Annotated in this window: 11 protein-coding genes and 1 tRNA gene; 8 read left to right on the forward strand and 4 right to left on the reverse strand. The window is 72.1% G+C overall.

Annotation, left to right across the window (positions count from 1 at the left end; genetic code table 11):
* Positions 1–59: 59 nt before the first annotated feature.
* From TN53_RS07355 to TN53_RS07370, 4 genes are all read left to right on the forward strand, one after another.
* Positions 60–1565, forward strand: coding sequence for an MFS transporter (locus tag TN53_RS07355; RefSeq protein WP_046257572.1), 1506 nt, complete (start codon positions 60–62; stop codon positions 1563–1565).
* A 19-nt stretch (positions 1566–1584) separates the two neighbouring features.
* The gene (locus TN53_RS07360) at positions 1585–2088 is read left to right on the forward strand and encodes a GNAT family N-acetyltransferase (RefSeq protein WP_046257619.1); all 504 of its coding nucleotides are present in this window, start codon (positions 1585–1587) and stop codon (positions 2086–2088) included.
* A 367-nt stretch (positions 2089–2455) separates the two neighbouring features.
* A complete protein-coding gene (locus TN53_RS07365) occupies positions 2456–2866 on the forward strand; it encodes a DUF485 domain-containing protein (RefSeq protein WP_046257573.1) in 411 nt (136 codons plus the stop codon).
* Positions 2863–4482 (forward strand): cation acetate symporter, encoded by a 1620-nt coding sequence (locus TN53_RS07370; protein ID WP_046257574.1) that lies wholly within the window; start codon positions 2863–2865, stop codon positions 4480–4482. Before TN53_RS07365 ends, TN53_RS07370 begins: the two co-directional genes overlap by 4 nt.
* A 37-nt stretch (positions 4483–4519) precedes the next feature.
* Here TN53_RS07370 and TN53_RS07375 read toward each other — a convergent pair whose 3' ends face one another.
* The 3 genes from TN53_RS07375 to TN53_RS07385 form a co-directional block, all read right to left on the reverse strand.
* A complete protein-coding gene (locus tag TN53_RS07375; protein ID WP_046257575.1) occupies positions 4520–5404 on the reverse strand; it encodes a hypothetical protein in 885 nt (294 codons plus the stop codon).
* A 212-nt stretch (positions 5405–5616) separates the two neighbouring features.
* Positions 5617–8367 (reverse strand): SUKH-4 family immunity protein, encoded by a 2751-nt coding sequence (locus TN53_RS44005; protein WP_052745152.1) that lies wholly within the window; start codon positions 8365–8367, stop codon positions 5617–5619.
* 8 nt (positions 8368–8375) lie between these two features.
* Positions 8376–9365 (reverse strand): SMI1/KNR4 family protein, encoded by a 990-nt coding sequence (locus TN53_RS07385; RefSeq protein ID WP_095046347.1) that lies wholly within the window; start codon positions 9363–9365, stop codon positions 8376–8378.
* Positions 9366–9657: 292 nt separating this feature from the next.
* Here TN53_RS07385 and TN53_RS07390 point away from each other — a divergent pair, with 292 nt between their 5' ends.
* Entirely contained in the window at positions 9658–10218 is a 561-nt protein-coding gene (locus tag TN53_RS07390; RefSeq protein WP_420719085.1) for a YwqJ-related putative deaminase, read from the forward strand.
* A gap of 73 nt (positions 10219–10291) precedes the next feature.
* Positions 10292–10786 carry an SUKH-3 domain-containing protein gene (locus TN53_RS07395; RefSeq protein ID WP_046257579.1) on the forward strand — a complete coding sequence of 165 codons (495 nt, stop codon included), beginning with the start codon at positions 10292–10294 and terminating at the stop codon, positions 10784–10786.
* A 320-nt stretch (positions 10787–11106) separates the two neighbouring features.
* Here the strand turns inward: TN53_RS07395 and TN53_RS07400 are convergent, their stop codons facing one another.
* Positions 11107–12417, reverse strand: coding sequence for a sensor histidine kinase (locus TN53_RS07400; RefSeq protein ID WP_046257580.1), 1311 nt, complete (start codon positions 12415–12417; stop codon positions 11107–11109).
* Positions 12418–12674: 257 nt separating this feature from the next.
* Here TN53_RS07400 and TN53_RS07405 point away from each other — a divergent pair.
* Positions 12675–12746, forward strand: a tRNA-Gln gene (locus TN53_RS07405).
* Positions 12747–12868: 122 nt separating this feature from the next.
* A complete protein-coding gene (gene glmU, locus TN53_RS07410) occupies positions 12869–14317 on the forward strand; it encodes a bifunctional UDP-N-acetylglucosamine diphosphorylase/glucosamine-1-phosphate N-acetyltransferase GlmU (RefSeq protein ID WP_095046348.1) in 1449 nt (482 codons plus the stop codon).
* Positions 14318–14358: the final 41 nt, after the last annotated feature.

Raw genomic sequence — 14358 nt, forward strand, 5'->3', positions numbered from 1 at the left:
ACGTGAGGGTCAAGTGAGAGGGTGTTGCGCGGCAGATAGATGCAGGGGGAAGGGATCTCATGGGCCAGGGGGACACGGAGACACAGCCCGCGGCGACGGCCGGCGGCCCGAAGGACTCGCGCCGCCGCGGCGCCGTCGTCGCCGCGCTGATGCTCGCGATGGCCCTGGCCGCCCTCGACTCGACGATCGTCTCCACGGCCGTCCCCCAGATCGTCGGCGACCTGGGCGGCTTCTCCCTCTTCTCGTGGCTCTTCTCGGGCTATCTACTGGCCGTGACGGTGACCCTCCCGGTGTACGGCAAGCTCTCCGACACCTTCGGCCGCAAGCCGGTCCTGATCGTGGGCGCGGTGCTCTTCCTCCTGGGCTCGCTGCTCTGCGCGGTCGCCTGGAACATGGGCTCGCTGATCGCGTTCCGTATCGTGCAGGGCCTGGGCGGCGGCGCGCTCCAGGGCACGGTCCAGACGCTGGCCGCCGACCTCTACCCCCTGAAGGAACGCCCGAAGATCCAGTCCAAGCTGTCCACGGTGTGGGCGGTGTCGGCGGTGGCCGGCCCGGGCGTGGGCGGCCTGCTCGTGGCGTACGCGGACTGGCGCTGGATCTTCCTGGTCAACCTGCCGGTGGGAGCACTCGCCCTCTGGCTGATCGTCCGCCACCTGCACGAACCGAAACGGGACTCCCCCGGCCGCCGCCCCCGTGTCGACTGGGCGGGCGCCCTGGCGGTGTTCGCCTGCGGGGGCGTCCTGCTGACGGCCCTGGTGCAGGGCGGGGTGGCGTGGCCGTGGCTGTCGGCACCGTCATTGGCGTTGTTCGGTACGGGACTTGCCCTGGTCGCGGTGGTGGTCCTGGTCGAACGCCGGGCGGCCGAGCCGATCATCCCCGGCTGGGTGTGGCGCCGCCGCACGATCGCGGCGGTCAACCTGGCCCTGGGCGCGCTGGGCCTGCTGATGGTGGCACCGACGGTCTTCCTGCCGACGTACGCCCAGTCCGTCCTCGGCCTGGCACCGGTGGCAGCCGGCTTCGTCCTGACGATCTGGACACTGAGCTGGCCGGTGTCGGCGGCCCTCAGCCAGCACGTGTACCGGCGGATCGGCTTCCGCGACACGGCCCTGCTGGGCATGGGAGCGGCGGCGCTGATCCTCTTCGCCTTCCCCTTCCTGCCGTACCCCGGCCGGGCCTGGCAGCCGACCCTCCTGATGCTGCTCCTGGGCGCCGCGCTGGGCCTCTTCCAACTCCCGTTGATCATCGGCGTGCAGTCGACGGTGGTCTGGTCGGAGCGCGGTACGACCACGGCGTCGGTCCTCTTCTGCCGCCAGACCGGCCAGACGATCGGCGCGGCCCTCTTCGGCGCGGTGGCCAACGGGGTGCTGTCGGCACGGCTGGGCGGGGCGAGCGACCTGGACTCCGTGACCCGGGCGCTGGATTCGGGCGCCGGTTCGGAGCCACTGCGGCGAGCGATCGCGGACGCGGTGCACGCGGTCTATCTGGGAGCGGCGGGGGCGGCGGCGCTGGCGTTCGTGGTACTGCTGGTGCTGGCGCCACGGAAATTTCCCGTGATCACGGAGTGAGATGCGTACGGTGCCGGACATGGCGGAACTGAGACTGGAGCGACTGCGGCCGGACCACGCAGAGGCCCTGCTGGCCTTCGAGCGGGAGAACCGGGAGTACTTCGCGCGCACGGTGCCGGATCGTGGCGACGCCTATTTCACACCGAGGGGATTCGCCGACCGCCACCGCGCCCTGCTGGACGAGCAGGAGTCCGGCGACTGCCACTTCCACGTCCTGCTGGACGTGGAGGGTTCGCTGCTCGGCCGCTTCAACCTCATGGATGTGGCGGGCGGCTCGGCGGAGTTGGGGTACCGCGTAGGCGAACGGGCCGCGGGACGCGGGGTCGCCACGGCGGCGGTGGGCGAGGTGTGCCGGATGGCGGGAACGTCGTACGGCCTGAGCTCCCTTACGGCGAAGACGACGCAGGACAACACCGCGTCCCGGACAGTCCTCGAACGCAACGGCTTCGTGCTCACCGAGCGGATCATCCTGATGGAACGCCCGGGAGTGCGCTACGCACGCGTGCTGCTCCCCGGGTACTGAGGGGCCAGGACGCGACCGGCCAGGACGCAAACGGCAAGCACCCTCGCGAGGATCTCGCCCTGCCCGTAAGCGGTGAGCCCGTCCGAGAGCGCGAGCATCGAGACGAGGCAACACTCTCCCGGTAGAGCCCGCATCGTATCCGTCCGTAGCGCTCGTTCACTTTCCGTAGCCGTTCACACCACTCAAAAATCTGAGTTAATCCGGGTAACACCCGAGGTCAGTGAAGTAAGCGCATACCGACCAATCAGTTTGGTGAACCATCTCCCGCATCCGGCTACCAGCGAGTAGCGTGCGTGGCTCCGCTCACCCCACCCCCCAACTCCCTGCGGTCCGCACCGGGCCCCGAGCCACGCAAGGAGCCACCGGGATGTCTTACGACCCGGCCCCACCACCCACCTACCCCTGGCAGCCGCCCTTCGCCCCCGAACACGCTCCAGGCCGAGCCCCCGGACACCGCCCCCGCCGCGAGGCGCTCGGGCACCACAGCGATCTGCGGATCCTGCGCAGCGCCTACCGCTGGCAACGCCGCGTCGCGACCCTCACCGCGCTCGGCTACTTCACCCTCTTCCTCATCCTGTCCGCGTTCGCCCCGTCCTTCATGACCGGCCGCATCGGCGACGCGCCCCCGAACGGTCTGCTGCTGGCCCTGTTCCAACTCCCGGTCACCTGGCTGGCGATCGTCCTGTACGAGCGCACGGCCCGGGCCCGCGTCGACCCGCTCGCCGACCGCATCCGCAAGCAGTCCGAGCTGGACGCCAAGCGGGGAGCGACCCGATGACGGGACAGACAGGCTTCAGCGACTCGGCGCAGGCGATGTCCCTGGTGGCGTTCTCGGCCGTCGCCACGATCACGCTGCTGCTGTGCGTGATGACCGGGCCCGACAGGGACGACCTGGACGAGTTCTACACCGGCTACGGCTCCCTGGGCCCCCTGCGCAACGGCCTTGCCATCGCGGGCGACTACATCTCCGCCGCGACCGTGCTCGGCACGGGCGGGGTGATCGCGTTGTGCGGCTACGACGGGATCGTGCTCGCCCTCAGCACCGCGCTGTCGCTGATGCTGCTGATGTTCCTGCTGGCCGAACCCCTGCGCAACGCGGGCCGGTTCACCATGGGCGACGCGCTGGCACGGCGCATGCCGGGGCGTTCCGTGCGGATCGCGGCGTGCGCGGTGACCCTCGCGGCGCTGCTGCCGCTGATGCTGGTGCAGCTCGCGGGGACCGGGCAGTTGCTGGCCTTCATCCTCGGCTTCTCCGGCGAGGGGCTCCAGACGGGCTGCATCATCGGGCTCGGTGTGCTGATGATCAGTTACGCGGCGATCGGCGGGATGAAGGGCACCGCTCTCATCCAGATCCTGAAGATCGTGATGCTGCTCGGTTCGGGCGCCGTGGTCGCCGTACTGGTGCTGCAGCGGTTCGACTGGAATCCCGGCGCGCTGTTCGACGCCGCCGCCGCGCAGAGCGGGGTGGGTCCGGCCTTCCTGGAGTCGGGGCTGCAGTTCACGGGTGGGTCCAGTCCCCGGCTGGACATGATCACGTCGCAGCTGACGGTGGTGGTCGGCGGTGCCTGCCTCCCGCACGTCACCATGCGTATGTACACCGCCTCCAGCGCCCGCCAGGTACGCCGTTCGATGTCCTGGGCGGTGTCGGCGGTGGTGCTGTTCGTGCTCGTCATCACGATCGTGGGGTTCGGTGCCACCGCCCTCATCGGGCGCGCGGCGATCGCGGAGGCGGACCCGCAGGGCAACACGGCGTATCTGCTGGGTTCCCGGGCGGTGTTCGGCGCGGACGTCTCGACGGCGGAGACCCTGCTGTTCACGACCGTCACCACGGCGATCTTCCTCACCCTGCTCGCCTCCGTCGCCGGCATGATCCTCGCCTGCGCCAACTCCCTCGCCCACGACGTGTTCGCGGGCCGGGTGCGGGAACTCTCGGCGCGCCGTGAGATGACCCTGGCCCGGGTCTCGGCGCTGGCCGTCGGCGTCCCGGCGATCCTGCTGGCCACGATGGTCCAGCACCGCAGCCTGCAGCCCCTGGTGACCCTGTCCTTCTGCCTGGGCGCCTCGGCGATAGCTCCCGCTCTGGTCTACGGCCTCTTCTGGCGCCGCTACACCCGGACGGGCCTGCTGTGCACCCTGATCGGCGGCTCCCTGACGGTGCTGCTGCTGATGCCGGGCACCAACCTCGTCTCCGGCTCCCCCGTCTCCGCCTTCCCCGACGCCGACTTCAACTGGTTCCCCTTCACCACCACCGGCCTCGTCTCCATCCCGGCCGGCTTCGCCTTCGGCTGGCTCGGGACCGTGGTGTCGGGGCGGCGCAAGGCGGAGGAACAGCGACGGCAGTACGAAGCGGTGGAGGGGTGGATCCTGGCGGGGGCGGTACGGCGGGAGGAGTGAGCGTCGGGCCGGGCGCCCCATGGGGCGTGCGCGCGCCCTACTCTGCGGGTGCGCGCCCCGTCAGCGTCGTCAGGCTGTTGCGAACGAGGTCGATGTGGGCGTGTACGTCGTCCCAGCGCTCGCCGTGCTCACGCAGCACCCGCTCCGTCTCACGGGCGATCCGGTCCTCCCGTACGCGTGCCTCGGCGAGGATCTCGGCGGCACGTACGTGTGCCTCCTCCTGGCGCTGCCGGGCGGAGGTCTCCGCGTCGGCGAACGCCTGCTTCGCCTCGGACAGCGCGGCCTCGGCGCGCGCCACCTGTTCGGCGTGCCGGGCGTCGAGCGCCGCCGCGCGCTCGGCCTCCTCGCGCTCCGCCTCGGCCCAGCGCTCGGCGTGCTCCGTGTCCTGTTCGGCGAGCATCCCGATGGTGCGCTGCCGTACCTCGCGCAACGCGGCGAGCGCCTCCGTGCGCCCTTCCTTCACTTCGCGCCGGGCGGTGATGCGGATCTCGTCGGCCTCGGCGCGCGCGCCGAGCAGGCGCTGACGGGCACGTTCCTCCGCATCGGCGCGTACGGCGTCGGCGTGTGCGTGTGCCGCGTCGCGCACGCCGTTCGCACGTTCCTGCGCCGCCTCCGCGAGGCGCCGCGCCTCCTGCCGCGCGCCGTCACCCACGGCCGCGGCCTCCTCCTGCCCGAGCTGGAAGAGCCGGCGCGCGCGCTCCCCGAGCGTCTCGTACGTCTGCGGAGCGAGCCGCGCGACCCTCTCGCGCAACGCCTCGAGATCCGCCTCCATCTCCTTGGCGAGCACGGTGAGGCGGGCGGCGCGCTCCCAGGAGGTGTCACGGTCCTGGGAGAGCGCCGCGGCGTACGCGTCGACCTGTTCGGGACGGTAGCCACGCCGTACGGCCATGAAGCCGTGGGACGGGACAGGTGTGCCGCTCATCCTGGGACCCCTCTCCATCAAGATGTGTGCGAAATGATGATTTCGCGCACATCTTGATGTATCAGGCAGAAATGTGCATAACGCGACACTCCGCACAGAGGTCACGGCCGTCCCTCTGCCCTCCGGAGACAGCAGAAAGCCGGGCCCGGTCGCGATGACCGGGCCCGGCTTCTTCAGATCGGTGTCAGATCGGTGTCAGTGAAGGCGCCGCCTCACAGCAGGCCGTCCCACATCTGCTCCAGCAGCACCGACCACCAGCTCTCCGGCGAACCGAGCGCCGCCGGGTCGAGCGAGGCCAGCTGGGCCTGGAAGTCGACGGTCCAACGGCCCGCCTGCTCCTGGTTCAGCCCGAACCTGAGCCGCCACATCCGCCCGAGCAGCGCCAGGCACCGCTGGAACTCGGGCAGCCCCGTGTTCACGAACTGCGGCGGCACCGGCGCACCGCCGGGCCCGGCCTCCACCGGCACGGCGACGATGTTCGCCGTGCCGTACTGCACACAGATCGCCTTGCCGAAGTCACTGCCCATGACGAGGTACGACCCCGCGTCCGCCGCCGGCTGCACCCCCCGCTCCTGCGCCAGTTCGGCGAGCGTGGGCACCGGCCGCCCCGGCTGGGCCTGCGCCCAGAAGAACGGGCCCATGTCCATCGGCAGCCCCGCCGCCACCAGCGAGTGCGCCACCACCGGCGGCACGCCCTGCCGGGAGACCGCGGCCTGCTCGAACCGGAACACCCCCGGCCCGAACGCCCCAGCCATCTCCTGCGCGATGCTCTCCGGCGGGATCGGCGGCGCCGCCTGCACCGGGGGAAGCGGGGCACGGACGGGCGCCGGACGCGCCGGCCCGTCCGCCACCTGGTGCAACTCACCCTGGTGCGCCAGCAGCTGCTGCATCCCCTGCTGCCGGCTCGCGTGATCCGTGCCGTACGGCGCGATGCTCGCGATCCGCGCCTGCGGCCACTGCTCCCGGATCATCCGCGCACAGTACGCACCCGGCAGCGCGCACGACTCCAGCTCCGTGTGCAGCTCCAGCACCTGGTCCGGCGGGATGTTCATCCCCCGCAGCTCATGGAAGATCTGCCACTCCGGGTGCGGCGTACCCGGCGCCGAACGCCGGATCAGCTGCTGCTCCGACCCGTCCTGGGCGCGGTAGCGCAGGACGGCCTGATACCCGGGACCGACGGTCGGCTGCCCCTGCTGCGGGTAGCCGTACGCCGGCGGCTGACCGAGCCCGGGCTGCGCGGACGGCGGCACGGCGCCGGGAGGCATTCCTCCGGGCGGCATCGGCTGGGGGGCGCCCGGAGCCATGCCCGGGGCCATGCCAGGAACACCTGGTGCGCCGGGGGCTTGCGGCGGCGGAGGCGCGCCGGGGGCGCCCACGGGGGGCGCGGCCAGCATCGTCTCGGCGTGGTGAACAGCACCACGCGGGCCCCCTGAGGAGCCCTGCGCACCAGGCGCACCGGGCATACCCGGGGCGCCAGGCGCGTGAGGTGCACCCGGGGCGCCAGGCGGCATCTGCGCGCCGGGCGCACCCGGTACGCCAGGCGCGGCCGGAGGTTGCGGCGCGCCCCCACCCGGGCCCATGCGCCCCGGGTCGGCAAGCATCGTGGCGGCATGGTGCATACCGCCCGGAGGCGTACCGCCGGGCGGATTCGGTGCACCCGGTGCGCCCGGAGGCTGCGGTGCCCCCGGCCCGGCAGGCCCGCCCTCCAGCCCGTTGGGCCCCAGCGCGGAGACGAGCTGCGTCGGTACATATCCACCCGCCGGCGCACCCGGCGCGGGCGGAGGCGTGGCACCCGGCCGCGCGCCCGGCGCCCCAGGGCTGCCCGGCGGAGGCGGCGTGGTCGAGCCACCACCCCGACGCGGCGGAGGCGACGCCTTGCTCGTGGCGGCATCGGCGATGTCCCCGGCGTTCGGCGCGAGCGACCGCTCCGGCGCACCCGGCCCCGCGGGAGGCCGAGGCGCACCCGGCGCACCCCCGGGCCCCTGCGGATACCCATAAGAAGGAGGACCCGGCACAGGCGGCGGCGTACTGCCCCGCGGCACGCCCGGCGGGGGCGTGCCCGGCACACCCCCACCACCCGGCGCACCCGGCGCACCCGGCGCACCCGGATAGCCATAAGCCGACCCACCCGGCACCGCGCCACCCGGAGGCGGCGTGTTCCCCTGAGGAGCACCCTGCGCCCCGCCCACCGGCGCACCTCCACCAGCACGCGGCGCGTTCGGATCGTCGAGCGCCCGTGCGAGCGCCGTCGGCGGAAGCTGGCTGCCGCCCGACATGAGCGCCGTCTTGGCGTCCGGCGGCGTCGCGGGCGGCGGAGTGTCGTCGTCGGTACCGCTCAACGGCGGCGCGAACACGGTCGCGGGCAGCGGCACGGAACGGTCGTCCCCCGCATCCGCGTTGGTGTCCGTACCGGCCCACGGAGTGGCCCCGGCAGGCACACCCGACGCGGAAGCCGCCGCCGCCGGCACCCCGGCCTGCGTCTCAGGGAGAGCCCCGGCCCCGGCACCCGCCCCGGAATCCGAGCCCACACCGGCACCAACACCAGCACCGGACCGCCCGGCCCCGGACCCACCCCGCCGATCCGGAATCCCCAGCTGGTCCGCCGCCTCCTGCAACCACTCCGGCGGCGTCAACAAGAAGGACGTCTGATTCAGATCGACCCGGGCGGCGGGCGCCGGCGGGGCGGCAGCGGCGTCGTCGGCGGCACGCCCGTACTCCTCCTCGTACCGGCGGATCACCTCACCCACCGGCAGCGAGGGCCACAGCGTGGCCTCGCCGCTGTCCCGGGCGATCACCAGCCGCTGCGCACCACCGTCCGAGCGCGGCCCGTCCGCACGGTCCTCCGCCCACACGACGAAGCCGAGCTCGAACTCCCGCACCCGCACCTCACGATGCTGGTACGAGGGCACATCCCCGTTGATCCACTCTTCGGCGCGCTCCTGCGCCTGTGCGAAGGTCACCATCGGTCAGTTCACTCCCCAGCCCCGGAAACCGGCACGGGCCGCGCGAACCCGCCGTCCACCATCAGGTTCGCCACCGTCTCCAACTCGGGCGGATTGCCCGCCAGTCGGGACAGGAAGGCGTCGAAGTCCTCGCCGCACGGCAGCAGCAGCCGTTCCACGCGGTCGGCGGGCGGAACGGTGGGATCCACGTCCCGCGCGTCGTCGTAGGCGCAGAACCACACCGATCCGATCCCCTCACCCTTGACCTTCACGGCCAGCAGCCCGCCCTGGACGAAGCCGACGCCGAGGTAGTCCTTGGTCAGATGGTCCCGGAGGCACTTGTTGACGTAGACGAGGTCGTTGACGGCGGCCTCGTCCCGCACCGTGAAGAACGGCTGGTCGACCAGGAGGCCCAGCTCAGGGTCCAGGGCCGCGCCCACGGGGGCACAGCCGCCCGCCGCCTTCAGGAAGGACCGGTACGCACCCGGCAACCGGTACCCGAGCTCCTCCTCGACCCCCAGCACCTGCGACTCCGACACCGCCGCACCCGACTTCGGCAGACCGAAGTGCGCGGGCCGTGTCTCCTGCAACGGGCGCGTCCCCCGCTTGCCGTGGTCGACCGCGGCCGTCGCGATACCGCCGTGATGCCGCAGCAGCGCCTTCACCTCTACGGGCACCAGTTCGAGCCGCCGTGAACCCACCACGTGGTGCCACGTCCAGCCGTGCGGGGTCGCCACCGCGGGCACCGTGTCCCACAGTTCATGACCGGTCGCCGCGAGGGCCGCGTTCGCCGACACATAGTCCGTCAGCCGGAGCTCGTCGACGCCGAAGCCCTCCGGCGGATCGGCGATCTCCGTGGCGGCACGCGCATACGCGGAGAAGTCGGGGTAGCCGTGCTCGTCCATCCGCACCCCTCTGGGGTGGCGGGACGCCCGGACCGGATCCGGGAAATGCACGACCTGCCCGGCGTAGGCCGCGTTCGGCGGCGCGGCTTGCTGCCCGAGCCGACCTGTCGTCATGGCGGTTGCCCCCTGCGGCACTCTGTACGGCCCGCGGCACGACCGGCTCCGGCCCGCCCCAGCCCGTATTCGACTTCTCCAACGCGTTGACCGCATACATGCGGGTGCCGACAGCCTATGCGGTACGACGACACCGGTCACCGGGCGCCGGTCAGCGGCCCTCCGCTTCCGTGACCAGCCGTCACCCCGTCGTGACAGCCCGCCCAAACCCGGGCGTGTCGCGCCGCCCCAGCTTCCGCACCAGCCACGGCATTTGGCACTCTGTGACGTCCGGGGGGATGCTCGGGAGGGGATGATGATCATGAACACGACGCAGACGGGATCGCAAACAGGGCCGCGACCAGCCACGTCCCACGAACCGCGGCCCGGTATGTCCGGCGATCCCCGGATCGGCTGGAGCAGCGCCGAGGCGCCCCACGCGCCCACTCTCCGGCACCGCCGCGACGGCATACTCCCGACCGTCGCCGCCGCCCTCTCCGTCCGCGGCGCCACGCTCACCGGCACCGCCGCCCGCGGCGACCAGGGCCCGCCCCTGCACCCGCTCGTACAGGACTTCCTCGACACCCTCACCTCCGCCCAGCGCGACCGTTTCACCGGCCGCTGCGCCGAGACGATCCTCATCTCGCGCCATCTCGCCGCCGCCGACGAGGCCCGCAGCAGACGCGCCGCCCGCAGACCCATGACCAACGGCGAGGCCCGCAAGGCCCTCAAGCAGGCCAAACTCACCGCCCGCCGCATCCGCGAGGACGGCGACCCCCTGCACGGCAGCTTCGCCGCCCCCTGCCGCGCCTGCACGGCCCTCAGCGCCCACTTCGGCGTACGCGTCGTCGACCCGGCGGCAGCCGACGACTGATCCCCCACGCACGACAGACAGGACGGCCGACAGGCCGGGCACCACGTCAGCGAACTCGACGATCGAAGGGCAGATGCACCCAGACCGCACCTCCAGCACGCGCTTCCCGGTCCCCGTCGACGCCGCCCTGCGCGCCGCCGGCTGGCAGCCCGGGCGCTGGGACATCAAGCAGGCCGAGATCTGGGCCGACGCCCTGCGTGAACACGCCTCCCCCGCGGGCCACCGCCACGCCGTCTTCCCCGCCGCCGTCGAGGCCTGGGCGGAATTCGGCGGCCTCCACGTCACCCCCACCGGCCCCGGCCGACAGATCGCCCCGGCGAGCCTCCACCTCGACCCCCTGCACGGCCTCCACATGGCCCGCACCCTCGCCGACCTCGGCCGCGCCCTCGACACCGAGGTCTGCCCCCTCGGCGCCGAGACCGAGACCGCGGCGCTCCTGGCCATCGACGCCGAGGGGCGTGCCTACACCCTCGACCACACCGGCGACTGGTACCTCGGCCCCGACATCGACCAGGCCCTGGCCGCCCTCGTCGCGGGCATAGAACCGGTACGGCTCACGGCAGGCTGACGTACGAGGAAGCGCGAAGAAGCACGCGCCGCAAGCACCCACCACGACCCGGGCCGACACCACCACGGCCCCTGCACCGCCACGACCCGACCGGCACCACCACGACCGGTACCGGCACGACCACGACCGGCACCCCCACGACCTGACCGGCGCCGCTACGACGCAACAGCCGCCGCCGGCCGGGTCACGCCGCCGGAATGACCGCCGACACCCGAAAGCCCCCGCGTCCGTCGGCCCCACGACCCGGTAGGCACCACCACGACCGGCACCCCCACGACCCGGCCGGCGCCGCTACGACGCAACAGCCGCCGTCGGCCGGGTCACGCCGCCGGAATGACCGCCGACACCCGGAAGCCCCCCGCGTCCGTCGGTCCGGACACGAACACCCCGCCCAGTGCGACGACCCGCTCCTTCATGCCGACCAGACCGTTCCCCCCGGACGGCAACCGCGCCGACGACGCCACCGAGAGCTCCGGCGGCGGCTCGTTCTCCACCTGCATCGCGATCTCGGACATCCGATGCGCGAGCCGCACATGCGTCTTGGCGCCCGCCGCGTGCTTGTGGACGTTGGTCAGCGCCTCCTGGACGACGCGATACGCGGTCTGCTCGATGTCGGCGCCGTAGTCCCGGGCGTCACCGTCGATGGTCAGGTCCACGACCATCCCGGTGGCGGCCGACTGCCCGATCAGCTCCTCCAGTTCGGACAGAAAGGGCCCGTCCGACTCGTCGGCGGCCCGCGAGGCGGCAGCGGCGGCGGCGACAGCGACGGCGGCGAGCGGCACGGAGTCGGGCGAGCGGGCGCTCCTGACGCCCTCCCCACTGCGCAGCACCCCGAGCATCTCCCTCAGTTCGGTGAGCGCCTGGCGCCCCATGTCCCCCACGAGGGCGGCGTTCTTGACGGCCTTCTCGGGATCCTTGCGGGCGACTGCCTGCAAGGCGGCCGCGTGGACGACCATCAGGCTCACCCGGTGCGCGACGACGTCGTGCATCTCCCGGGCGATCCGGGTCCGCTCCTCACCGCGCGCCCACTCGGCCCGCTCCTCCGCCCGCTCGGCGAGCAGTTGAAGCTCCCGCTCCAGGCTGTCGGCCCGTTCCCGCAGGCTCTCCATCAGTCGGCGCCGGGCACCGACGTACAGTCCGAGGAGCAGCGGAGGCGCGGTCAGTCCGATGGCGATGGTGATCGCGGCGAACGGGACGAACCAGTCCCCGAGCTCCCAGCCGCCACGCGTGGTGCCCTGCCGTATCCGCACGAACATCACGATCAGCTGACCGACCAGCGACATCCCCGCGAGGGAGCCGATGATCCGGCGGGGCAGTTCGGAGGCGGCGAGGGTGTAGAGGCCGACGATGGCCATGAGGTAGCCCATCTGGGCGGGCGTGATGGCGATGGAGACGAGCACGACGGCGATGGGCCACTTGCGCCGCACGAGCAGCGCGGACCCGGCGAGAACGCCGAACGCGATCCCCGCGGCGCTGGGGATCCCCGCGTCCCCCGCGAACCGGTACCCCTCCGCCCCGCACTCGACGACGGACGCGAAAGCCAGGCTCGCGTCCAGTACGGCACTGCGCCACCGATCCCACCACCAGGGCCCTGGCCGGGCCGCGGCGTGGTCTTCCCCCGTCGTGGTCATGGCTCCAGCCTACGGGCGGGCGGCGCGCGATTTCCGGTGAGTTTCCGGGATTGGCCTACACCACACTGCGTGACCGGCCGGATGCGAAACAACCCGATATCCCTCGAACTGCCGAATCGCTCAACGCGCCATCCCGGAAGATCGAATTCCACCCGGGCGGCGACGACTTGTACCGTCGCATGAAGGGGGCCCGGTACGGCATAGTGTTGGGTGCCCGCTCGGCGACCTGACCTGGTGTCCGGTCCAGCCGAGCGCCATCCCCCGTGGTGTAATTGGCAGCACCGTGGCTTTTGGTGCCATTTGTCCGGGTTCGAGTCCTGGCGGGGGAGCACCAGCACAGATCGGGCCCTGACCGGTGACAGCACAGTCAGGGCCCGCTCTCATGTCCCCCATGAAACGCCCCGGTATCCTGCGGATGTCACCCACCCCCTCCACAGCCGAAGGGCATCCCGTGAGCGCCATTCGCCCGGCAGCCGTCGTCGTTCTCGCAGCGGGTGAGGGCACCCGTATGAAGTCGGCCACACCCAAGGTCCTGCACGAGATCTGTGGCCGCAGCCTCGTGGGTCATGTGCTCGCCGCAGCGCGGGAGTTGGACCCCGAGAATCTCGTCGTCGTCGTCGGCCACGCGCGCGAGAAGGTCACCGAGCACCTCGGCGTCATCGACCCCGAGGTACGCACCGCCGTCCAGGCGCAGCAGAACGGCACCGGGCACGCCGTCCGCATGGCGCTCGAAGAGCTGGGCGGTGTCGTCGACGGGACCGTCGTCGTGGTGTGCGGGGACACTCCCCTTCTCACCGGTGAGACCCTGCGCGCCCTCGCCGCCACCCACACCACCGACGGCAACGCCGTCACCGTGCTCACCGCCGAGGTCCCCGACGCCACCGGCTACGGCCGGATCGTCCGCGACGGTGTCTCCGGTGCCGTCACCGCGATCGTCGAGCACAAGGACGCCTCCGAGTCGCAGCGCGCCATCCGTGAGATCAACTCCGGTGTGTTCGCGTTCGACGGGCAGCTCCTCGCCGACGCTCTCGGCAAGGTCCGCACCGACAACTCGCAGGGCGAGGAGTACCTCACGGACGTCCTCGGGATCCTGCGCGAGGCCGGCCACCGCGTCGGTGCCTCCGTCGCCGGCGACCACCGCGAGATCGCCGGGATCAACAACCGGGTCCAGCTCAGCGAAGCCCGTCGCATCCTCAACGACCGTCTCCTGACCCGCGCCATGCTCGCCGGCGTCACGGTCATCGACCCGGCCACGACGTGGGTCGACGTCACCGTCACCTTCGAGCAGGACGCCCTCGTCCACCCCGGCACCCAGCTGCACGGCGCCACCCACATCGGCGAGGGCGCGGAGGTCGGGCCCAACAGCCGGCTCAAGGACACCGTGGTCGGTGCCGGTGCCCGCGTGGACAACACCGTCTCCGACGGCGCTCACGTCGGCCCGAACGCGACCGTGGGGCCGTACGCCTATCTGCGGCCCGGTACCCGGCTCGGCGCCAAGGGCAAGATCGGGACGTACGTCGAGACCAAGAACGCCTCGATCGGCGAGGGCACCAAGATTCCGCACCTGTCCTACGTCGGTGACGCCACCATCGGCGAGTACACCAACATCGGTGCCGCGAGCGTCTTCGTGAACTACGACGGGCAGGACAAGCACCACACCACCGTCGGCTCGCACTGCCGCACCGGTTCGGACAATATGTTTGTGGCTCCTGTCACGGTCGGGGACGGTGCGTACACCGCCGCCGGCTCGGTGATCACGAAGGATGTGCCGCCCGGTTCGCTCGCTGTGGCCCGTGGTCAGCAGCGGAATATCGAGGGTTGGGTGGCTCGCAAGCGTCCGGGGAGCACGGCCGCGAAGGCGGCCGAGGCGGCTTCGCGGCAGGTCGAGAGCGAAGACTGACCGGAAACGAGTGCGTCCGGGACGGCGTACCGTGATAAATG

It is taken from the genome of Streptomyces sp. WM6386 (assembly GCF_000972385.1).
In the GTDB taxonomy this organism is placed as follows: domain Bacteria; phylum Actinomycetota; class Actinomycetes; order Streptomycetales; family Streptomycetaceae; genus Streptomyces.